This is a genomic window from Bacteroidota bacterium (genome assembly GCA_018692315.1).
In the GTDB taxonomy this organism is placed as follows: domain Bacteria; phylum Bacteroidota; class Bacteroidia; order Bacteroidales; family JABHKC01; genus JABHKC01.
In genome coordinates this window covers 60,110-84,162 of record JABHKC010000149.1, presented here as the reverse complement: position 1 = coordinate 84,162, position 24,053 = coordinate 60,110, and the positions used below count along the sequence as shown (strand labels likewise).

Sequence of the window (24,053 nt, the reverse complement as noted above, 5' to 3'; positions counted from 1 at the left end):
TAAAAACATCTCTTTTTGCGATATTTCTATTTTTTTCATTTGTCTAATACAAAAGCATTTACTGCATGAAAGAAAATAGAAATCTCATCAAAAATTAATTATTTTATAAAAATTGCCTGTTTTCTTAGAACCACTATATAGACAAATATTAAGTTTCAAAGTATTTAATTGCATAAATATTCCTAAAACTTAGTCTTATGTAATTTGCAAAAATTAGTTTTACCTTAAACCAAGTTGAGCGTAAGGTGCCTTTTTTCATTATTATTATACGTAACTACCTTAATTACAATAGTATTGTTTTCAAAAAGTCGTTTGTAAACCCGAATCAATTTGTTTGTTTAGTTTATGTTTTTTTGCAAAATGTTAATTATGACAATTTTAAAAACAGAAAAAATGACAGTCATGCAGCACAATTATATATCGACCACACAGGAATACAATAATTTATAATATGAAAAAAACCGTAGTACCCGAAATAAAAACATCTAATGTCCTACATCCACATTATCATGAGATTACAAATTTATTTTAACAAGTTGGTTTAATTGATTACGAAGACGGAGTTATATTTTTTGTAAGCGATTCTATAAACCATATTTATTCACACATTTTCAGGATGCAAAGAATATAATAGCAGCAAGTCTTTCTTTTTTTTGAAGAAAACATTGAATGCTCAGTTGAAAAACAAAACTACATAAACAATGAATTTTATGAAATTTCCGGAGAAATAAGAATAAGGTAACTTTTGCGTAAAAGAAATAATATTTGAATAATTGCAGTAATACCAAATTTGTTTAATTTTGCAGCTTGTAAAATTTAGCATATGTTTACTTTATATAAAAAAGAAATACGGACATTTTTCAGTTCCCTTACTGGATATATTGTTATAATCGTTTTTTTGTTAGCTAATAGCTTGTTTTTATGGATATTCCCGGGAGAATTTAATGTTCTTGATGGAGGCTATGCAAATATCGACACGCTGTTTATTATTTCTCCCTGGATTTTTATGTTTTTAGTTCCGGCAGTAACAATGCGGCTTTTTGCTGAAGAAAAACGAAGCGGAACAATAGAGATTTTGCTTACTCAACCTTTATCTGACATCCAAATTATATTGGCAAAATATTTTGCGGGCTTGACTTTAGTTCTGTTTTCCCTGCTGCCTTCGCTCATATACTTTCTAACAGTTTATCTTCTAGGTTCGCCTGTTGGAAATATTGATATTGGTGCCACTTGGGGTTCATATATTGGTTTGTTTTTTCTGGCAGCTATTTATGTTTCAATTGGTTTGTTTGCTTCTTCCATTACTGAGAATCAGATAGTTTCGTTTATTGTAGCTATACTAATTTCGTTTTTTATATATATTGGATTTGAGTCGATTTCTAATCTTGAATTCGTAAAAAGCATAGACCATTTCATTCTAAATCTGGGAATAAACGAACACTATCGCTCAATGAGCCGAGGGGTGATAGATTTAAGAGATATTATATATTTTGTTAGTGCAGTAGCCATATTTACTTCTGTAACAAAAATAGTTTTGGAAAGCCGAAAATGGTAAAGAAATATATCAAATAAAAAAAGTTGTTAGAATTTCTAACAACTTTTTTATTTAATTTGATTCTAAATAATCAAATATTTTGTCGATGACCTCTTGTCGAGGTTCACATTTACTTTTATTCAAAAATTCTATGACATCTTCATATTCGTTGTCATCAATAGAAAAAAGTGTTCCTGTATCGGCAAGAAAGCTTGCATTTTTTTCAAATTCGTTAATTACATAAAGTAAAGTAAAATTTTTATTCATAGGCTTTCAAAATTTCAAGTTAAATATCAACTTTAAAAACGCAATAAAAATTTTATTATTATTTATTATGTAATGTTCTAATAAAAAACATACAAATTAACATTTTGATGCAACTGTATCTTAGGTTTTCTAGGAAATTCTTAAATATCCTATTTCTAAGAAAATGCCAAACACATACCAATTTATTGGCATTTTCTCAAAATCCTGTTTACATTTGGGTTAAATTAAGCTTTTTTGCTTCAATAAGTTTTCGCATATTGATAAGTGCATAGCGCATTCTGCCAAGTGCTGTATTTATGCTTACATCAGTATGATCAGCAATTTCTTTGAAACTTAATCCTGCATAATGTCTAAGCATTATTACTTGCTTCTGATCATGAGGTAGCTCTTCAATTAAATTTCTCACATCCTGAGTAATCTGCTCTTTTATAAGGGTTTCTTCAATGTTCCTCTCAGAAAATTTAGGTGAATTAAAAAGATCAATCTCATTTCCATCATTTGAGTATGTGTTCAAATGCTTTTCTTTTCTGAAATGATCAATAACTAAATTGTGTGCTATTCTTACTACCCACGACACAAATTTCCCTTTATCAGTATATTTCCCATTGCGCAATGATTTAATAACTTTGATAAAAGTGTCTTGAAAAATATCTTCCGCAAGTTCTTGATTTTTAACAAGAAGAAGAATGTAAGTGTAAACTCGGTTTTTGTGCCGTTTAATTAATGTTTCAATACAAGATTGCTTTCCTTCGATAAACTTGCTTACAAGTTCAAAATCAGACATTTTATTCTCTGACATAATTACCTCCTATTTTTATTTAGTAAATACAGGTAAAATTATTCTATAAGCAATCCTCCATTAAAGTTTAAAAGTTCATTAATTTCAACAACGCAAGAAAACACTTTTTATTTAAATATCAAAATTATTTTTAATAAATTCAGAAAAATTATTTTCATATTTTTGAAAAATTGAAATATTAAATTTTCAAATTGATTAAGTTATTGAAATATAAGGGATAAGGAATTCATGCAAAAAAATAAAAATACAAATTCAGAACACATTATAATAAAAGGTGCAAAAGTTCATAATTTAAAGAATATCGACCTTTCTATCCCAAGAAATAAATTGATTGTAATAACAGGACTTTCAGGTTCCGGAAAATCATCATTGGCTTTCGACACTTTATATGCTGAAGGACAAAGACGCTATGTGGAAAGTTTATCGTCTTATGCGAGACAATTTCTTGGAAAACTAAATAAACCGGAAGTTGATTTTATAAAAGGAATTCCTCCGGCAATTGCAATTGAACAAAAATCTATTACTAAAAACTCACGTTCTACAGTTGGAACTTCAACCGAAATTTACGATTACATAAAACTTCTATATGCAAGAATTGGCAGAACAATTTCTCCAATTTCAAATACAAAAGTGAAAAGGCATACTGTTACAAATGTAGTAGATTACATTATGTCATTGGGTGTTGGGAAAAAAGTTGTTATTCTTACTCCATATTCTTCCGAAAACAATAATTCGATTGCCGACAAAGCAAAGCTATTGCAACAACAAGGATTTTCTCGATTAGAAATCAACAATAAAATTTGGCGAATAGACGATATCTTGTTCGATACTGACTTACAAAAAGACACAACAACTTTCAATATTGTTATTGACAGAATTTCAGTTGACAATAGCGAAGATTTAATAGCCAGATTAGCTGATTCTGTCCAAACAGCATTCTATGAAGGAAAAGGAGAATGCATTGTCAAAACTATTGAAGATGAAAATGAAGCCATCAAAAAATTCTCGAATAGATTTGAAGCAGACGGAATGAAATTCGATGAGCCCACAGTTCATATGTTTTCTTTCAACAATCCTTATGGTGCTTGCCCAAAATGTGAAGGTTTCGGAAAAGTAATAGGTATAGATGAAGACCTTGTAATTCCAAATAAAAATCTTTCAATTTACGAAGATGCGGTCGCATGTTGGAAGGGCGAAAAAATGAAATTATGGAAAGAACAAGTTATATTTTTTTCTTCAGAATCAAATTTCCCTATACATAAACCTTTTAAAGATCTTACTCCAAAACAAAAAAAGCTAATATGGACAGGTAACAAACATTTCGAAGGTTTAAACAATTTTTTCGAAATGCTCGAACGCGAAAATTATAAAATTCAATATCGTGTGATGCTTTCAAGGTATAAAGGGAAAACAACTTGTCCGGAGTGCAATGGAGGCAGACTGAGAAAAGATGCAAGCTATGTTAAATTTGGCGATAAAACTATTTCAGAATTGGTAACTATGTCGATTGAGAACTTACAGCTTTTTTTCAAAAAAATAAGTCTGAACGAACACGAACATAGAATTTCTAAACGCCTTTTGATTGAAATAAATAGTCGAATAGATTTTTTAATGAATGTTGGCTTAAACTATCTTAGTTTGAATCGCCTTTCTTCAACACTCTCAGGAGGAGAATCGCAGCGAATAAATTTGGCAACTTCGCTCGGAAGCAGCCTGGTCGGATCATTATATATATTAGACGAACCGAGTATAGGTTTGCACTCTCGCGATACAAATCTATTAATAGGAGTTTTAAAAAAACTAAAACAAATTGGCAACACAGTAATTGTAGTAGAGCACGACGAAGAAATAATAAATGCTGCCGATGAAATAATCGATGTTGGTCCTTTAGCCGGAATAAATGGAGGAGAAATTATTTTTCAAGGAAACCATATTGACATTTTGAAGGCAAAAAGAAGTCTTACCGGCAAATATCTTTCAGGAAAGGAAAAAATTCAGACTCCTGACATAAGAAGAAAATGGCGAAATTTTATTGAAATAAAAGGAGCTTGCGAGAACAATTTAAAAAATATTGATGTGAAATTTCCATTAAATATATTAACGGTTGTTACTGGTGTAAGTGGTTCTGGAAAATCTTCATTAGTTAGTAAAATTCTATTTCCAACTTTACGTAAGATTCTTGAAGGATACTCTGAGCGAGCTGGCTCCTTCGATGAAATTTCCGGCGACACCAAACTTATTGACGATGTTGAATTTATCGATCAAAATCCGATTGGAAAGTCCTCAAGATCGAATCCTGTAACATATTCAAAAACTTACGACGAAATAAGGAAACTCTATGCAAATCAGCCCCTTGCAAAACATCATGGATATAAACCATCACATTTTTCGTTCAATATAGATGGCGGCAGATGCGATGAGTGTCAAGGAGAAGGTATAATAAAAGTTGAAATGCAATTTATGGCAGACGTTCATTTGATTTGCGAATCGTGCCATGGAAAACGCTTCAAAGAAACTATCCTGGAAATAAAATATCGTGGTAAAAATATTTATAACATTTTAGAACTAACAGTCAATCAGGCAATAGATTTTTTCGATCAAAAAAAAGAAAGTCTTGAGAAAAAAATTGTTAACAGACTAATGCCACTAAAAGAAGTTGGTTTGGCATATCTAAAATTAGGACAGGCATCGAGCACCCTAAGTGGCGGCGAAAGTCAAAGAATCAAGCTTGCTACATTTTTAGGAAAAGAAAATGCCGACCAGAATAAACTGTTTATTTTTGACGAACCCACTACCGGTTTACATTTTCACGATATTAACAGACTACTCGATGCCTTCAAAGCTCTTATAGTGAAAGGAAATACAGTTTTAATAATTGAACATAATATTGAAATAATAAAATCGGCAGACTGGATTATTGATCTTGGAAAAGAAGGTGGCGACAAAGGTGGCTATATTGTTTTTGAAGGCACTCCAGAAGAAATAGTAAAGTGCAAAAATTCTTATACCGGCAGATATTTACAGAATAAAATTCTTGATGTTAATGACAAATAGTTTTTCATTGTAGATTCATAAATTTAAACCCAAAAAACTTATTTTTTTCAAAAAAATAAAATCGAAAAAAATATGAGAAAAAACATAGTTCATAAATAAAATTTTATTTAATATTGTCGCAATTTGTATTTTAAGATTTAATAATAATAAATTTAAAATTATGGCTAATCAAAAGTTAGAAAATTTTATGGCATGGGTAGTTGCCAAAAATCCAAGCGAAGTAGAATTTCATCAAGCAGTTCTCGAAGTAGCTGAATCTATCGTTCCGTTTTTAGAAGAAAATCCTAAATACGAGAAAGCAAAAATATTAGAAAGAATTGCCGAACCCGAAAGAGTTATATTGTTTAGAGTTCCTTGGTTAGACGATAAAGGTGAAGTTCAGGTGAATCGCGGATTTAGAATTGAAATGAACAGTGCAATTGGTCCTTATAAAGGTGGATTGCGATTTCATCCTACCGTAAATCTTGGCATATTGAAATTCTTAGCTTTTGAGCAGGTATTTAAGAATAGTTTGACTACGCTTCCAATGGGTGGCGGAAAAGGCGGATCAGATTTCGACCCAAAAGGAAAATCTGACAACGAAGTTATGCGTTTTTGCCAGAGTTTTATGACAGAACTTTGCAAACATATTGGACCAAATACTGATGTTCCTGCAGGAGATATTGGAGTTGGTGGAAGAGAGATAGGATTTTTGTTTGGCCAGTATAAAAGAATTAGAAATGAATTTGTAGGTGTTCTTACAGGAAAAGGAAGAGAATGGGGTGGTAGCCTTATTCGTCCGGAAGCAACCGGTTACGGAACTGTTTATTTTGCTGAAGAAATGCTTAATACAAGAGGTGATAGCATGAAAGGAAAAATTGTTACAGTTTCCGGTTCAGGAAATGTTGCACAATTTGCTACTGAAAAATGCAATATGTATGGTGCAAAAGTGGTTAGTCTATCCGATTCAGGTGGAACAATCTATGATCCTGAAGGAATTGATGCTGAAAAACTTGCATTTGTTATGGAATTAAAAAATGTGAAGAGAGGCAGAATTAAAGAATATGCAGACAAATATGGATGTGAATATTTCGAAGGAGTAAGACCATGGGGAATTAAATGTGATGTTGCTTTACCATGTGCTACTCAAAATGAAGTTAGCAAAGAAGAAGCTCAAACATTAATTGACAACGGTTGTTTCGTAGTTTCGGAAGGAGCAAATATGCCTTCAGTACCTGAAGCTATTGAAATTTACATCGAAAGTAAAATTCTTTACGGACCTGGTAAAGCTGCAAACGCTGGTGGTGTTGCTGTTTCTGGTCTTGAAATGTCTCAAAATTCAATGAGATTGTCTTGGACAAGAGAAGAAGTAGATGCAAAACTTCATCAAATTATGAAAGATATCCATGCTACATGTGTTAAGTATGGAACTGATGGAGGTTTTATTAATTATGTAAATGGTGCAAACATTGGTGGTTTCGTAAAAGTTGCCGATTCGATGATGGCTCAAGGTGCTGTATAATTCAGTCTATCTAACTATATAATAAAAAGGCTCAACAAAAATGTTGAGCCTTTTTTAGTTTCAAATATTTTGGTTTTTATGTAAAACAATTGTTTTGAAGAGAATATTTGACGAGCATTTGAATTTTACAAATAACAATGAACCTAAAACATGATTGAAGAAAAAATTATTTATGCCCTCACTGGTGAGGTAAAAATTGGCACAATAGATGAAATATTAAAATCAAGTGCAATAGGATCATGTGTGATAATAGCAGCTTACGATCCTAAATGCCAAATTGCTGGAATGGCACATGTAATGCTTGCTGGAAAATCTCCTGATAACACAAAATTGCCGAAAACCAGATACGCAGTTGATGCTATCGATACTCTAATTGAATTGTTGCATGAACATGGCAGCAATACCGAAAACCTTGAAATTTGTCTTGTAGGTGGAGCAAATGTTCTAAGAAGGAAAAATGACAAAATTGCCCAAAATAATATTAATAATATTATAGATATTTTAGAAAAAAGAAAACTGAAAATTACGGCAAAATCTGTTGGCGGTTATGAAAGAAGAACTGCAACATTAATTGTTGAAAAAGCAGAACTTTACTATTCAATCGGAAGTTTACACGAAAAATTACTTTATAAATTTAACTAACTCAGTACAAATATGTCTTGAAGATTTGAATAGATAAATCCCATTTTTGAAAAGTAAACATATTAATTCAGATGCTAAAATTTTGTGCTTGATTTGTTAAAATTTATATGTATATTTGGTGAGGTATTTATTAAAAGAAAATTTGATAAATGAGAAACAAGGTTTATAGTTTACTTCAAAAGCTTGTTCGAGATATGCAATAATTAGCACAATCAACATAAAAATCTTATTATAAATTAAAACTTTAGATGTCATGAAAAAAGAAATTAAACTTGGACTTAGGATTTTAGTCATAGGAACTATAATGTTGGTTATAGGATGGTATTTTGTATATAAATATAACTACAATAACACTCTGAAACACGAAATAAAATATACGCAAATAATTGTCGATGAAATGTCGCATAATGTTGAGGACCGACTATTAGAAAAGATAAAAACAAATAAAACTTTAGCTGTTGCCCCTATACTGAAAAAAGCATTGAAAGAAAGTAATAGAAAATTTCATAATTTATCAGATATTGATAGAAGTGAGCTTTTTAACGAATTAAACAAAAAATGGAAAACCACCAAAGATCCAAATGACGCATTCATTCTTGAATATACCAATAACGAAATCTCTCATTTTTTTAATCTGCAACAAGAAAACCTAAAAGGTGAGTACGGCGAGATTTTTTTAACAAACAAATATGGTTCAGTAGTGGCATCAACTGCAAAACTTTCAACATTTGTTCACTCACATAAATATTGGTGGAAGGGTTCTTATAATGAAGGAAATGGAGCAATTTTTATTGACGACCGCGGATATGACGAAAGTGTAGATGGTTATGTCTTAGGTCTGGTAATTCCCATAAAAGAAAATCATGAAATAATTGGAATTTTAAAAGTTAATTTAAATATTTTGGGTGCAATAAGCGATATGTTAGAAAGTTCATTGCTAAATGATTTTGGCCAAAATAAATTAATAAGAAGTGAAGGTGATGTAATATATTCAAAAGGAGAAGAACCACTGAGCACACGAATACCAGATTTATTATATAAAAAACTGAAATCTTCAGAAAATAATTCATTTTTATTTTACGATTCAACAAATTATTGGGTGATTGGAAAATCGAAAATTTTGATAACATCAAACAACTCTAAAAACTATATTTTTGGAGGTTCGTTTGAATCAGCTGATCACAAAAAGGGAAATAGTGGAGAGTCATGGTTTATAGTTAATTACAGGAGTCTGGATTCTTTAGTCGGGCCACTGAAAGATACAACAAAGATTATTGTTATATTTGGTTTAATATTTGTATTTATTATAGCTATAGCAGCATTTTTCTTTGGAATTTATACTTAGTTTTTTGGCAATATTAATTTCAAATTTGTTAACAACTATGAAAAATCATTAAAAAAATAATTTAAGTAATTAACTTCTTTTTCATTATATAAAAATAAAAACTTATTCTATGAGCAAAGAAATCTCAGGACAAAACATCGGTGGTAAAAATTTCATTAATTTATATTTAATGATTGTTGCTTTCTTTCTAATAATAATGCCTGTAGCAATAGAATCGTCATGGGTTAGTTCAAGCGACTTTCATTCTTGTATCGAAATTTCCAGTTCATTTATAGCACTCATTGTTGCCTATATTGCTATAATATTCTTCTTTGGTTCACGAGAAAGATTTTATTTACTCATCGGATTAGGTTTTTTTATATGTGGTAGCGAAGATTTGATACACGGAATTCTCAGCTTCAAAAGACTATTTACGAATACAGATATCGACCTTACTTCCTTTGTACCGGCAACTTATGTGGCAGGGAGGATTTCACTTGCATTAATAATTATTGTAGCTCCACTGTTTGAAAAATATTATCCCAAAAAACACGATCTTAATAAAATTGCCTTTTTCTATTCAATTTCTGCTCTGTTTCTTGGAGGCGGTCTGACGGCTTTTGCATTTTCGATTAACCTTCCGCAATTCATTTTTCCTGAGAATGTAATCTCGCGACCCATTGATTTGTTTTCAGCTGTACTATTCTTAGTTGCAGCTGTTGTGATATTTCGGAAAATGAAAAAACAAAACGATGTCTTTACAAGTATGCTTTTTGCCAGTATTTTACTAAATTTTGGCGGGCAGATGTACATGTCTTTCTCAAAACAACTTTTCGATGTATATTTCGACATAGCTCATTGGGCAAATATCTTAAGTTATTGTATGCCTGTGCTAGGAATTGCCTTAAAAGGTTTAGCAGAAATGCAAGCAGTGAAGATTGAAGTTCAAGAAAAAAAAATAGCTCAGGAAAAATTGAAAGAACTTAATAAAAATCTTGAAGAAATCATATATGAACGCACTGCAGAATTACAAGTTAATAACGAAGAACTAAAAGCCAACGAAGATCAATTATATGAAACAAATCTAAAATTGAATGAACAAACAGATGAGTTAATGAAAACAATAAACATCATTAACAATGGGCAAGTAGTCGCGTTTTTGCTACAAAATAAAGAAGGTTGGCCGGTTGAGTATGTGTCGGCTAATGTAAACGAAATTTTTGGATATTCGAAAGATGAGTTCATGTCAGGAGAAATTTCATATTCCCAAATAGTGCATGAAGATGATTTGCATATAGTAGGCAAAGAGATTGAAGAAAATAGCAGAAAGTCTTTTATCAATAAATTTGCTCACCAACCATATCGTATTATTACAAAAAACAATGTTACTAAATGGATTGACAACAGAACGGAAATTATAAGAAATGTTAAGAATGAAATCACGCACTTTCAAGGAACAATAATTGATGTTACAGAGAAAATATTCGCAAACAAGAAGGCTAAACAAACCGAGTTACAGATATTGGCAATGGCAAACAACACCGATTCTATTATATATATAAAAGATATTCAAGGCAAATACATTCTTATAAACAATCAATTTGAAAAACTATTTAAAACAAACAAAGAATCAATTGTAGGTAAAACAGTTTTTGATATTTTCCCTGAAGAAGCTGCTAAAAAATATTATTCAACAGAACAACAAATAATTTCACAGAATAAACCAATTAAACTTGAAGAAAACTTAGATTATAATGACAACTATCATATATATTTGTCAAACAAATTTCCTTTGTATAATGATAGAGGAGAGATTTTTGCTATTGGAAATATATCCACAGATATCACTGAAATCAAAAAAGTTGAGCAAGAGCTAAGTTCACTCAATGAAGAACTTATATCTAACGAAGAACAATTGCAAGTGAATGAAGAAGAATTAAGAGAATACAACCAACAACTTAAACAAGAAATCGAGACACGTAAAAATGCTGAAGAACAGCTTCGAAAAAAAACTAACCAGCTAATTCAGTCAGAGAAAGCAGGTGCAATTGGCACTTTAGCTGCCGGTATTGCTCATGAATTAAATAATCCAATGATGGGTATTTTAAATTTTTCTGACTATTGTATTAAACACATACCGGAAGATCATAAGGTTTACAGTGTGGCAACAGATATAAAAACCGAAGCAAAAAGGTGTGTAGAAATAGTTTCAAATCTTTTGACTTATACACGACAAGAAGACACTGAAAAAAAGAGTTTCAGATATATTGATATTACTACTATTATTGAAAAAGCTTTGCGACTTCTAAACTATAAAATCACAAAAAACAATATCAATATTAAACGCATTTATGAACCAAACATTCCAAACATATATATCTGTGCAAATCAGATTCAGCAGGTTCTATTAAACCTAATAAGTAATGCTGCCGACGCATTAGAATCTGCTGAAAATAAGAATATTACAGTTCATATATATACAAAGAAAGACTTCCTTTTTGTCAAAATTATTGATAATGGTGCCGGAATTTCTCCTGACAACAAATACAAAATATTTGATGCGTTTTTCACAACTAAAACAATAAATAAAGGTACCGGGCTGGGGCTTTCTATTTGCAAAGGAATAATGGACGAGCATAATGCAGAAATAGCTTTTGAAAGTAAAGAAACATTTGGAACAGAATTTTCATTGAAATTTAGTATAAAAGACAAATCAAATATTTAACCTACCTTATATATAGAACATCAAATTCGCAGATTACGAGGCAGTTGAGTTTGCATTTTTATAATAGGAAAAAATCCGTTTTTTGGAGGACTGAATAATTCATGAATTATTCTTAAAACTTATAAATTGTATTGAAAAAAATTTGAAATTATCTAATAAATACAAAACATAATCAATATATTTTGATTATTTTTGTTAGTAATTAAATTTGAAAAATGAAAAAAAACATCTTAGTAATTGATGACGATTTTGCAATAAGACAATCCTTTATTTTAACTTTTGAAGATACTAATTACAATGTGGTAGTTGCAGAATCGGGCTACGAAGGTATAGATAAATTTAAAATGCAAAAATTTGACCTTGTATATTTAGATTTAAAAATGCCCGGGATGAATGGAGTTGAAACATTAAATGAATTACGGAAAATTGACTCTGAAACTTCTATTTATATTTTCACAGCCTATCATAAAGAATTTTTTGAACAACTTAAGAAAGCTGCTGAAGCAGGATTAGATTTTGAAGTATTGCATAAACCATTAGATAGTGCACAACTAAAAGAAATCACAGAATCATTAATCGAATAAACTTATACTTATGTCAAATTATAAATTTAAATTATATGTAGTCGAATCCAATGTTAAAACTTCTGATGTAATTAAAAAAATAAAGGAAGTATTTTCTGAGGTTCTGAATGATAATTATTCATTAGAAATAGTTGATATCTTGAATAATCCTGATTTAGCCATTGAAGCAAAAATACTTGCTTCGCCTACGCTGATTATGGAATTTCCATTGCCATCAAAACGAGTAATAGGAAAAATTGCGGATACAGAAAAATTATTTGCACGTCTTAAAATAGTCAAGGAATAAAATATATTGAATTAAGATTTCAAATTGACCATAAATCTGGCCTATTGTAATCACACAAATATCATATTAAGAATATATAATATATTTTAACTATGAATAATAGAATTTTAATAATTGATGACGATGAAATTATAAGAAAATTCATAAAAGAAGTCATTTCATTAAATTTTAAATTAGAAATTGTTACTGCAAAATCTGGAATAGAAGCATTAGAACATACCAGTAATACTAAATTTGACATTATACTTTGCGATATTTCAATGCCTGAAATGGACGGATTTGAAACAGTTGAAAGAATAAAAAACCAAAATACAAATCGGAATACATCTATAATATTTATTACAGCATTCGATCCGAATAAGGAGAAACTAAATCAAGGTATCAATGCCGGAGCTATTGATTATTTGATAAAACCGATCACAGGAAATTTTTTAGTAAGTACAATTAAATTGCATTTAAGATTGATTGAAAAGGAAGAACAAATTAATTCAGAATTAATACAAACTATTGATAAACTTAAAAATGAAGAAGTAAAAACCAAACAATTATGTGAAGCACTCCATATTACTAAAGATAACTTTGAGAGTATTGTAGGGAAAAGCGATGCTGCCATTCTCATCACCGACAATGAGGGTATCTTACGTTTTGTCAACAAGATGGGAGAGAAAATTTTTATGAGGAAAGCAGATGAAATTATCGGGGAATCATTTGGCTTTATGTTCGAAACCGGAGTAAAAGATGAAATTGATATTATTAGAAAAAATGGGGAGATAGGTAGAGGAGAAGTAATTTCTACCAGAACACAATGGCAAAATAATCCTGCTATTCTGATTATGATAAACGATATTACCGAACATGTAGAATTGCAAAATAATCTTAAAAAAGCAAAAGAAAGTGCACAACAATCAGATGAACTAAAAACTGCATTTCTAGCAAATATGAGCCATGAGATTAGAACCCCTATGAATGCCATTGTTGGATTTTCTCAATTGTTAAATGAAGAAGACATATCTGATGATGACAAGAAACAATTCATACAATTGATAAATAGCCGTAGTCAGGATTTGTTAGTATTGATTAACGATATTGTTGACATCTCGAAAGTAGAGGCAGGATTGCTAAAAATAGTACCTAAAGAATGTTCATTAGATAAAATACTGCTTGAGATAAATCATTCATTCAGCAGTAATAGAAAAATTATTGATGGAAACATAGATTTCAAGCTAACCAGAGTCCTAAACAAACAAAAGAGTAAAGTTATAACAGATGAAGTTAGAATAAAGCAAGTCTTAATCAATCTAATAAACAATGCAATAAAATATACTTCAGAAGGGTACATAAATCTTGGTTTTACATTGGAAGAGTATGACTCCCAACAATTTGTTCAATTTTTTGTAGAAGACACAGGTATTGGTCTTTCAAAAGAAGATCAAGAAATTGTGTTCAAGCGATTCAGACAAGTTGAAGATAAATCTACAAAACTCGTTGAAGGTACCGGTTTAGGATTGTCTATCTCTGACTCCTTAGTACATTTACTTGGTGGAGATATTTGGGTTGAATCGGAAAGTGGAAAGGGTTCAACTTTCTTTTTTACCATCCCTTACAAACAGGTTGCTCAAGAATTACCTTTGATTCCAATTATACCTCGTGAGGAAGAAATTAAACCTAAAGAAAAAATAAAAACTATTTTAATTGTAGATGATGAAATAACAAACTGCCTTCTTCTACAACATATGCTCAAGAAACAAGCAAAAATCCTATTTGCATATAACGGCAATGAAGCAATTGATTCTTGTAATGAAAACTCCGAAATTGATTTAGTTCTGATGGATATTAGAATGCCTGAATGTAGTGGCATAGAAGCTTTCAAAAAAATTAGGTCGAATAGAAAAAATTTACCTGTAATCGCTCAAACTTCATATGCGCTAACAGGCGAAAGCGAAGAAATTATATCACAAGGTTTTGATGATTATATCAGCAAACCAATAAATAAAACAAAGCTTTTCGAACTTATTAATAAACATTTGGATTTGTAATTTGTGTTACAGTAAAATTCAAATGCTTTACATGTTGGCAATCGTCAACAATAAGCTAAATTCTTATTCCTTCATAAAATCTTCAACCCTTTCTACCATATCTTTGTTTCCAATGAAATACGGTACTCTTTGATGAATCGATTCTGGTTTAATATCCATTATACTTCTTTTGCCATCGCTTGCTTTTCCACCAGCTTGCTCGCAAATGAAAGCAATTGGGTTACATTCGTATAACAAACGAAGTTTTCCGTTAGGAGCAGTTTTTGTGGTAGGATAAATAAAAATTCCACCTTTAAGCAAATTTCGATGAAAATCTGCTACAAGCGAACCAATATATCTTGAAGTATATGGCCTGTTTGTATTATCATCATATTCCTGACACCACTTTAAATATTTCTTTACACCTTCAGGAAATTTTATATAGTTTCCTTCATTTATTGAGTAGATTTTTCCTTTTTCCGGAGTTTTAATATTTTCAGTTGACAAGCAAAACTCACCGATTGAAGGATCGAGAGTAAATCCACTAACACCTTCGCCGGTAGTATATACCAACATTGTTGACGAGCCATAAATTACGTAGCCTGCAGCAACTTGTTTTCTACCTTCCTGAAGAAAATCTTCGAGTTGAGCTTTTTCGCCCTTTTTACTTATTCGGCGATAAATGGAAAAAATCGTACCTATGGAAACATTAACATCAATATTTGATGAACCATCCAATGGATCCATACACACAACATATTCGCCATATTTCGACAATTCGTCATCAAATGTAATTATTTCCTGATCTTCTTCCGAAGCAATTCCGCAACAAACTCCACTTGCTTTTAATCCTCTGATAAATCTTTCATTGGCAAAAACATCCAATTTTTTTTGGTCTTCGCCCTGAACATTAACTTCACCAGCTGCACCAAGAATATCGACAAGGCCAGCCTTATTTACTTTCTTGTTAACAATTTTTGCTGCTATTCCAATATAATTCAACAATTTAGATAGTTCTCCTGTTGCATAAGGAACTTGAGCTTGTTTGATTGTTATAAACTCGTTTAGAGTAATTATACTATAGATATCCATAATTATTTTGAAATTAATAAATGAAAAAAATTCAAGAAAAAAGCTTACAATTAGCTTACTTTTTTCTTGAATCTATTTTATGAGTTCTCTTTTTCAATGAAACTAAAACAAGAAAAAGAGAACTCAAAAATTTGAATTTCTATTTAATAATAAGTTTATCAATGGCAACTTTACTACCACTAATAACTTTTACATAATATACACCTTGAGCAAGCGAGGAAGCATCAACTTCTTCCTTGTGAGAAACAACCGACTGAATATCATTAAAATAAACAATTTGTCCTTGGGCATTAATCAATTCAATCCTTACATTTTCGATCTGAGAATTTTCAATTTCAATATTAAAAATACCATTATTTGGATTTGGATATACCGAGAACAAATTATTTGACTCTAGATCGTTGATTCCAACTATTATATAAGTAACTGTCAATGGAGAGGCGTATGGTAAACTAAATTGCCAGTTTCCTGCAATCCAATTATGATCAATATCATTGATTCCCCATTCCCAGGTATTTGCACCATTGTCAATTACTAAATTCTGAACTGCTGTCCAAATATGGTCGTTGGCAAATTCATCGCCATTAGTACCATCATCATAAAAAGCTGTTTGTTCGAATCCGCCAGACCAATTTGCATCAAATTCGCCTGTTGTAGAATCCCAACTTCCTTTTAAGAAAAATCCAGTATGATCTCCACCCTGAGAATCGTCAACAATAAAAGTAATTGGAGAAACAAAAGTAATGCTAACAGTATCAACACCAACACAGCCTAAGTCTGAAATAGCAAGAACTGCAAAAACCTCTGATGTATTTACAGTTATGGTTTGAACAGTATCGCCAGTTGACCATAAATAATTTGGTTGTACTCCTGCATCAAGTACAAGTGAATTGGCAGTAATTGTCTGGTCTCCGCCTAAGTCAATCATTGGAGTAGGATTTACTGTTACTTCAACAGTGTCAGTTGCAGTGCAGCCATTATCGTTTACAATAACAGAATAGTCTCCAGAAACCAAAACAGAAATAGTTTGAGTAGTTTCACCGGTTGACCATAGGTAATCGAAACCGGCACCGGCATCAATAATCATTTCCATTCCTTCGCAGAATGTACTGTCAATTCCAAGATCAATAGTAAATCCAGGTTGGAAAGTAATCGAAACTTCATCTACGCCAACACATCCATTTAATGTAGCTGATAATGAATAAACTCCAGTGATAGTAACTTCTAAAGTTTGGTCGGTTGAACCATCGCTCCATAGATATGAATCGAACATTCCGCCATCTAAAACTAATAATCCGCCATCGCAAACTGTTGTATCAGCTCCTAAATCTACTGCAGGAAGCGGATTTATCGTAACAGTTGTAATTGCTGATTCAAGGCTTGGGCAACCAGTTACTAAATCAGCAACAGCAACACTATAATTTCCTGCTAATGTGGCTATAATACTTTCAGAAGTTTCTCCATTCGACCACATATAATTGTATCCGGCTGGTGCTGAAAGAGTAACACTTTCGCCTTCGCAAATAGTTGTATATCCACTTGCTGTGATAGTTGGTGTTGGTGGAGTTGGATTTAAAATAATCTCAATAGTGTCGGAAGCCGAACAACCGGCAGCATCTGAAACAGTTACAGAGTAAACGCCAAATGATACAGTAAGAGTTTGGGAAGTAACTCCTGTTGACCATAGATACGAATTAAAAGTGCCTGGATTAAGCTGAACTGATTGGCCTTCACAAATTGATTGGTCTGAGCCTAGATCAACAGAAACAGTTGCGTTTACAGTTACAGTTATATCATCAACTCCGATACAGCCATTATTATCGGTAACAGAAACAGAATAATTTCCTGTTGTTGAAACTACTAAAAACTGACCGGTAGAACCGTCATCCCATAAATAATATGACCAACCTGATCCTGCATGAAGCGAAATTGCATTTCCTTGACATATTGTTGTATCAGCTCCTAAATCAACAACCGGCAAAGGATTAACTGTTAAGTCCATATCGTCTGAGCCAACACAACCATTCATATCGGTAAGAGTAACAGCATAATTACTTGCTGTAGAAACTGTTATAATTTGGGTTGTTTCAGTAGTTGACCACAAATAAGTTCCTAAAATTACTGCATCAAGATTAATTGAGTTTCCTTCACAAATTGTTTGGTCTGCACCAAGATCAACATTTGGAAGCGAATTTACAGTAAGAACAAAATCATCGGTATTTTCGCAAGAATTTGCATCTGTTACTGTAACAGTATATGTATCTGACATTGAGACACTAATGCTTTGATCTGTTGCTCCATTGCTCCATATAAAACTTGCACCGGCATTTCCAGCGTCAAGCGTGTAAGATACACCATCACAAATTGCTGCATCAGCTCCAAGATCGACAATTGGTAGTACATTTACAAGCACTGTAGTAATTGCAGAAACCGCACTTTCACAATTTGTGGTTTGGTCGCTAATAACTACAGAAAAATCTCCACTTGTACTAACCATTATGCTTTCAGTAATTTCGCCATTCGACCATAAATAATTGTAGCCACTTGGTGCAGATAGTGTAACACTATTTCCTTCGCAGAAAGTTGTTGCACCACTTGCTGAAATTGCTGGTGTTGAAGGCAAAGCATTTACAGTTAATTGTACATCATCGGTACCCACACAACTGTTTGCATCTGTTACACTTACTGAATATAAATCGGTAAGAGTAGCAGAAATAGTCTGCGTAGTTTCACCATTCGACCATAGATATACTCCAGATATTACTGCATCAATTGTAATAGATTCACCATCACAGATTTCTTGATCAGCACCTAAATCAACTACAGGAAGAGGATTAACCGTAAGTACAAAATCATCAGTATTCTCACAATTGTTAGCATCTGTAACAGTAACTGTATATGTATCAGCCATTGTAACACTAATATTTTGGTCTGTTGCTCCGTTGCTCCATATGAAACTTACACCTGCATTTCCTGCATCAAGTGGGAATGATTGACCATCGCAAATTGCTGCATCAGCTCCAAGATCTACTGTTGGTAAAGCGTTCACGGTAAGTACAAAGTCGTCTGTATTTACACACATATTTGCATCAGTAACTGTAACAAAATATGTATCTGCCATTGTAACATTAATATTTTGGTCTGTTGAACCATTGCTCCACACAAAACTTGCACCGGCATTTCCTGCATCAAGCAAGTATGATCCGCCATCGCAAATTGCCATATCAGCACCAAGATCTACAACAGGTAGTGGATTAACTGTAACTGAAACAGTTTCTACGGTTGTATTTGTTCCATCAGAAACCGAAACTGAATATACTACACTTGCAATTGGATTGTCGGTAGGATTTGCATCAGTTGAAGAAAACGATCCTCCATCAGACCAAATATAAGTATAATTTGCTGATAATCCACCTGAAACAATAGTTGTAAGTTGAACTAAATCGCCTGCACAAACTGTACTTGGATTTGCCATTACAGAAACTAAAAGAGGACCTCCAATAATTTGAATGTCAACTTGTTCAATTGTTTCACAAGCTGTGTTGATATCAGTAACAGTTAAAGAAACAGTTGTTGTAGTTTCAATACTATCAATAGTAGTTGGATTTTGAGCACTTGCATCAACAAATAAATTTGCTGGTGTCCAGGAATAAGAATAAGAACCTGAACCTCCGCTAATTGTAGTGCTCATTGCAACAGCATTTGGATAACTTATTGTATAAGGGCCACCTATACCAACAATAGGATTTTGATTAACTGTTAGGTTTGTGATAATTGTACTATCACAACCATCAATGCTAGCAAATACATCAGTATAAGTTCCTGAAACAGTTTGGTCTGCTCCGCCGGCAAAATATGTTTCGCCATCGCAAATAGCAGCAATAACAGTTTCAGAATAAACAGGATTTACAGTCAAATTTGTAATAATAGTACTATCACAATTATTTATTGTTGTATAAACATCGGCATAAACACCTGATACAGATTGATTTGCTCCAGCTGCAAAATATGTTTCTCCAGAACAAATTGAAATATCAACTGTTTCAGTGAAAACTGGATTCACAGTTAAATTTGTTAAAATTGTACTGTCGCAGCCATCTATTGTAGTTAAAATATCTGTATAAATTCCTGAAACTGTTTGATCTGCTCCAGCAACAAAATATGTTTCTCCTTCACAAATTTCAACATCAACATTTGTAGTATAAATAGGATTTACTGTAAGATTAGTAATGATTGTACTATCACAAGAATTTATTGTTGTAAGAACATCGGTATAAGTTCCTGTAACAGTTTGGTCTGCTCCACCGGCAAAATATATTTCACCATCACAAATTTCAACATCAAAGGTTTGTGTGTAAACCGGATTTACTGTAAGATTTGTGATTACAGTACTATCACAGCCATTTACTGTCAATAAGTTATCAGTATATGTCCCACTCATAGTTTGATTTGCTCCGCCTGCATAATAACTTTCTCCGTCGCAAATAGAAATATCAAATGTTACAGAATATACCGAATTTACTGTTAAGTTTGTAATAACAGTACTATCGCAACCATCTCCAGTAAATAGATAGTCTGTATAAGTACCACTAGTAGTTTGCTCTGCACCGCCTGCAAAATAGAAATCTCCATCACAAATTGATATATCAAATGTTTGCGAGTAAACAGGATTTACAGTTAAATTTGTTGAAACTATACTATCACAACCATTAATACTTGTTAAAACATCCATGTAAAAACCAGTTGTATTCTGGTTTGCACCGCCGGCAAAATAAGTTTCATTTCCACAAATTGTAGTATCAATCGACAATGAGTAAGTTGGATAGACTGTTAAATTTGTAGTTACAATACTGTCGCATCCATTAATAGTTGTATAATTGTCAACATAAACTCCAGTAGTAGATTGGAATGCTCCACCTGCATAATAAGTTTCATTGTCACAAATTTCTATATATTTCATTATTGCATAAACAGGATTTACAGTCAAATTTGTAATAATTGTACTATCGCAACCATTTATAGTAGTATAAACATCTGTATAAACGCCTGCAACAGTTTGATTTGCTCCACCTGCAAAATAGCTTTCACCATCGCAAATAGTCATATTTATTGTCTCAGTATAGACTGGATTTACAGTTAAATTGGTAATTATTGTACTGTCGCAACCTTCAATAGAAGTTAAAACATCAGTATATGTACCAGCTATAGTTTGATTAGCTCCACCTGCAAAAAAGCTTTCGCCATCGCAAATTGCAACATTCACTGTTTCATTATATATTTGGTTGACAGTCAAATTTGTGTTTACCGTACTATCGCAACCGTTTGTAGCTGTATAAACATCTGTATAGCTTCCACTTGTAGTTTGCAGAGCTCCACCTGCATAATATGAATCTCCATCACAAATTGAAACATCATCAGTTTGTATTATTTCGGCTGGTTCAATAATTGTTATTGTTACAATTTCTGTAGTTCCAGTACCGCCACCGGTTGATGTTCCCGAAAGTGATGCTATACCGCTAATACCATTTGTCGCAAAATTGCCTTGATTTGGCATTCCCAGAGTTTGATATGTTGGAGTCATATCTACTACCTGACCAGATGAAGCCTGCCATACTTTCCAAACAAAAGCTTCATTTGCCTGGAAGCCATTATCTAAACCAGCTTCGGATCCCCATGCAGTAACTGCTGTATTGCTTCCTGTCCAAGGTGCATAACCACCACAGGCTAAAGTTCCGCCTTGATCATAAAAAACTCCAACATAATCTCCTACTGCCAGAACTTGACTGTTTATGGTTATTGTTCCTGGTTGCAATAAAATCGTATGGTTTCCACTTGTTACAATGTATGTCCAAGAAAATGGTTGTGAAGTACAATTATCAGTTACAGTAACTGTATATGTACCTGCAATTAAGCCAGTAATATCTTCGATTGCTAAACCATTTGACCAATCGAAACAATATGGAGTAGTTCCTCCACTGACAGTCAAATCTATACTTCCGTCTGAACCACCAAAACAGCTAACATCACTACTTAAATAATTTACTATAAGTTGCGGCGGTGCTACAGGTTGGTCCACAACATAATTCCCAAACTCGGTACATCCATTAGCATCTGTAATAGTCAAATCATAAGTTCCGGCAACTAAATTTGTTTGATTTAAAAGAGTGCTACCATTCGACCACAAGAAGGTGAATGGTGTTGTTCCTCCCATTGCTAAAAGGGATATTGAGCCATCGCTTCCTCCATAAAATGTAACATCTGTAACTACTGGATTACTAATAGTGATAGCTGCTGTAGGTTGAGATATTATTATTGATTCAGTAGCTGAAGTAGAGCTATTGTCAAATACAGTTACAGTATAGGTTCCAGCTACTAAGTTTGTCAAATCTTCTAAAAAAGTAGAATTTGACCAAATGTAAAGATATGGAGTATCCCCGCCGCTAACAGTAAGATCTACTGCTCCGGTGGCATCACCAAAACATGCAACATCGGTGCCCGAAAGTGAAATTGAAAGTGGAATTGAACCGGTTGCTGATAAATCCGCTAATCCGCTTATTCCGTTTGAAACAAAATTTCCTTGATTTGGCATACCAACAGTCATGTAAGTAGCAGTTGCATCAAAAGTAGCGCCTGTCGAGGCTTGCCAAATTTTCCACTTAAAAGCTTCATTAGCAGCAAAACCATCCATACCTGCATCAGCACCCCAGGCAGTGATTGCATTACTATTGCCATCCCAAATATGAAAACCACCACATGCTAAAGTCCCAGCAGTACTATCGAAAAAGACTCCAATATAATCTCCAACTGAAATTGCCGATCCATTTATAGTTATTGTTCCAGGTTGAACTAATATTGTGTGGTTGCTTCCGGTTACTAAACTTAGGTTCCAATTTGGTTGCGCAAATATCGCAGTAGTTGAAGATATAACAAATATCAACAACAAAAGTTTTTTTAACGTCAATTTTTTCATACTAAACTTTTTAAATTTAACTTTGATTTATTTTAAATTACTAATTTCTAATACCTTACTAAATATTTTTTTCTACAAATTTTTTCGCAATATATATTGAAATATTTAATTTTCAAATTGTTATTTGATGTAGATTACTAAAATTGCAAACTTTAATTTATAAAATATAAAAGTATATTATTCTACTATAGTAAATGAAGATAATAAATTTGCAAATAAGCTTGTAATTTTTCCTTTTTTCAGATGAAATTTGCAATAAAAATTGCTTACAAATTTTAAAAACCGATCCTACAAATTAATTATTTTATCAGATCTATTGATCCATAGTTCATTGTGCGAACTTGAAATAATTGTTAGGTCTTTCTGCGAAAACAAGAAATCAATAAGTAGTTCTATTACTTTCGAATCTAAAGCTGAGCTTGGCTCATCTAAGATTAAAATAGGCTTTTTCAAAAGAAAACAAGACGCAATAGCAATTCGTTGTTTTTGTCCACCAGATATTTCATTGATAGATTTTGTTAAAATATCAATCTCTAAATCAATTTTATTAAAAACAGAATTTATCTCATCCTCTGAAGGCGTATTATTTTTGTTTACAGTAAATTGAAAGGGAATATAAAAAAGTTCTTTGACAGTATTTAGCTGAAGGTTAACTTCTTGAGGCAACCATGAAATTTTGGATCTAATCTCTCTAATATTTTTGATATTCAGATTTTTTCCAAGAATATTAATATCGCCTTTTTGAATTTCTACGAAACCAAGCAAAGCATTCAATAAGCTGGTTTTACCTCTACCCGATTTTCCTACAATAGAAACTTTTTCGCCACGATTTACATCAAAGTTTAAGTTCTCAATAATTATTTTATCATCGAAACCAATAGTAAGATTTTTTACTTGAACTATCATAATATCTGTAGGATAAAAGACATATTTGTTTAAATCAACAAAAAAGAAAACTTACTTGTAAAAAACAAAAGCCTCGAGAATCTCGAAGCTTTTGTACCTGGGGCCGGGATCGAACCGGCACGGCCATCAATGGCCACTGGATTTTAAGTCCAGCGCGTCTACCAATTCCGCCACCTAGGCATTCCAAAATTAAGAACAAAAAAAGAGCGAGAAACGGGACTCGGACCCGCGACCCCGACCTTGGCAAGGTCGTGCTCTACCAACTGAGCTATTCTCGCAAATTCGGCGACAAAAATACTATAATATTTTATTAAACAAGAAAAATTTCATGAAAATATTAAATATTTTTTTGAG

Annotated in this window: 14 protein-coding genes and 2 tRNA genes; 9 read left to right on the top strand and 7 right to left on the bottom strand. The window is 32.3% G+C overall.

Going from position 1 to position 24,053, the window contains the following annotated elements; all coding sequences use genetic code 11:
* Positions 1-823 precede the first annotated feature (823 nt).
* Positions 824-1,555 (top strand): gliding motility-associated ABC transporter permease subunit GldF, encoded by a 732-nt coding sequence (gene gldF, locus HN894_11290; GenBank protein ID MBT7143910.1) that lies wholly within the window; start codon positions 824-826, stop codon positions 1,553-1,555.
* Positions 1,556-1,606: 51 nt separating this feature from the next.
* Here gldF and HN894_11285 read toward each other — a convergent pair whose 3' ends face one another.
* Both HN894_11285 and HN894_11280 read right to left on the bottom strand, forming a co-directional pair.
* Complete coding sequence (locus tag HN894_11285) at positions 1,607-1,801, bottom strand: hypothetical protein (protein MBT7143909.1); 195 nt, start codon at positions 1,799-1,801, stop codon at positions 1,607-1,609.
* Between the two features lie 208 nt (positions 1,802-2,009).
* Complete coding sequence (locus HN894_11280) at positions 2,010-2,600, bottom strand: sigma-70 family RNA polymerase sigma factor (protein ID MBT7143908.1); 591 nt, start codon at positions 2,598-2,600, stop codon at positions 2,010-2,012.
* Positions 2,601-2,828: 228 nt separating this feature from the next.
* Between HN894_11280 and uvrA the strand changes: the two genes are divergently transcribed.
* The 8 genes from uvrA (at position 2,829) to HN894_11240 (ending at position 14,752) form a co-directional block, all read left to right on the top strand.
* Entirely contained in the window at positions 2,829-5,654 is a 2,826-nt protein-coding gene (gene uvrA, locus HN894_11275; GenBank protein ID MBT7143907.1) for an excinuclease ABC subunit UvrA, read from the top strand.
* Positions 5,655-5,814: 160 nt separating this feature from the next.
* Positions 5,815-7,155, top strand: coding sequence for an NADP-specific glutamate dehydrogenase (gene gdhA / locus HN894_11270; protein ID MBT7143906.1), 1,341 nt, complete (start codon positions 5,815-5,817; stop codon positions 7,153-7,155).
* A 150-nt stretch (positions 7,156-7,305) separates the two neighbouring features.
* On the top strand, positions 7,306-7,797 hold the full coding sequence (locus HN894_11265) for a chemotaxis protein CheD (protein ID MBT7143905.1): 492 nt from the start codon (positions 7,306-7,308) through the stop codon (positions 7,795-7,797).
* A gap of 253 nt (positions 7,798-8,050) precedes the next feature.
* On the top strand, positions 8,051-9,142 hold the full coding sequence (locus HN894_11260; GenBank protein MBT7143904.1) for a cache domain-containing protein: 1,092 nt from the start codon (positions 8,051-8,053) through the stop codon (positions 9,140-9,142).
* A gap of 109 nt (positions 9,143-9,251) precedes the next feature.
* The gene (locus tag HN894_11255; protein ID MBT7143903.1) at positions 9,252-11,846 is read left to right on the top strand and encodes a PAS domain-containing protein; all 2,595 of its coding nucleotides are present in this window, start codon (positions 9,252-9,254) and stop codon (positions 11,844-11,846) included.
* Positions 11,847-12,061: 215 nt separating this feature from the next.
* Entirely contained in the window at positions 12,062-12,430 is a 369-nt protein-coding gene (locus tag HN894_11250) for a response regulator (protein ID MBT7143902.1), read from the top strand.
* Between the two features lie 10 nt (positions 12,431-12,440).
* Complete coding sequence (locus HN894_11245) at positions 12,441-12,716, top strand: circadian clock protein KaiB (protein MBT7143901.1); 276 nt, start codon at positions 12,441-12,443, stop codon at positions 12,714-12,716.
* Between the two features lie 92 nt (positions 12,717-12,808).
* Positions 12,809-14,752, top strand: coding sequence for a response regulator (locus HN894_11240; GenBank protein ID MBT7143900.1), 1,944 nt, complete (start codon positions 12,809-12,811; stop codon positions 14,750-14,752).
* A 63-nt stretch (positions 14,753-14,815) separates the two neighbouring features.
* Here HN894_11240 and fbp read toward each other — a convergent pair whose 3' ends face one another.
* From fbp to HN894_11215, 5 genes are all read right to left on the bottom strand, one after another.
* Positions 14,816-15,817 carry a class 1 fructose-bisphosphatase gene (fbp, locus tag HN894_11235; protein ID MBT7143899.1) on the bottom strand — a complete coding sequence of 334 codons (1,002 nt, stop codon included), beginning with the start codon at positions 15,815-15,817 and terminating at the stop codon, positions 14,816-14,818.
* 145 nt (positions 15,818-15,962) lie between these two features.
* Positions 15,963-22,793 (bottom strand): T9SS type A sorting domain-containing protein, encoded by a 6,831-nt coding sequence (locus tag HN894_11230; protein ID MBT7143898.1) that lies wholly within the window; start codon positions 22,791-22,793, stop codon positions 15,963-15,965.
* A 288-nt stretch (positions 22,794-23,081) separates the two neighbouring features.
* Positions 23,082-23,699: an ATP-binding cassette domain-containing protein gene (locus HN894_11225; protein MBT7143897.1), complete on the bottom strand. Its 618-nt coding sequence runs from the start codon at positions 23,697-23,699 to the stop codon at positions 23,082-23,084.
* A gap of 94 nt (positions 23,700-23,793) precedes the next feature.
* Positions 23,794-23,879, bottom strand: a tRNA-Leu gene (locus tag HN894_11220).
* 25 nt (positions 23,880-23,904) lie between these two features.
* A tRNA-Gly gene (locus HN894_11215) sits at positions 23,905-23,977 on the bottom strand.
* Positions 23,978-24,053: the final 76 nt, after the last annotated feature.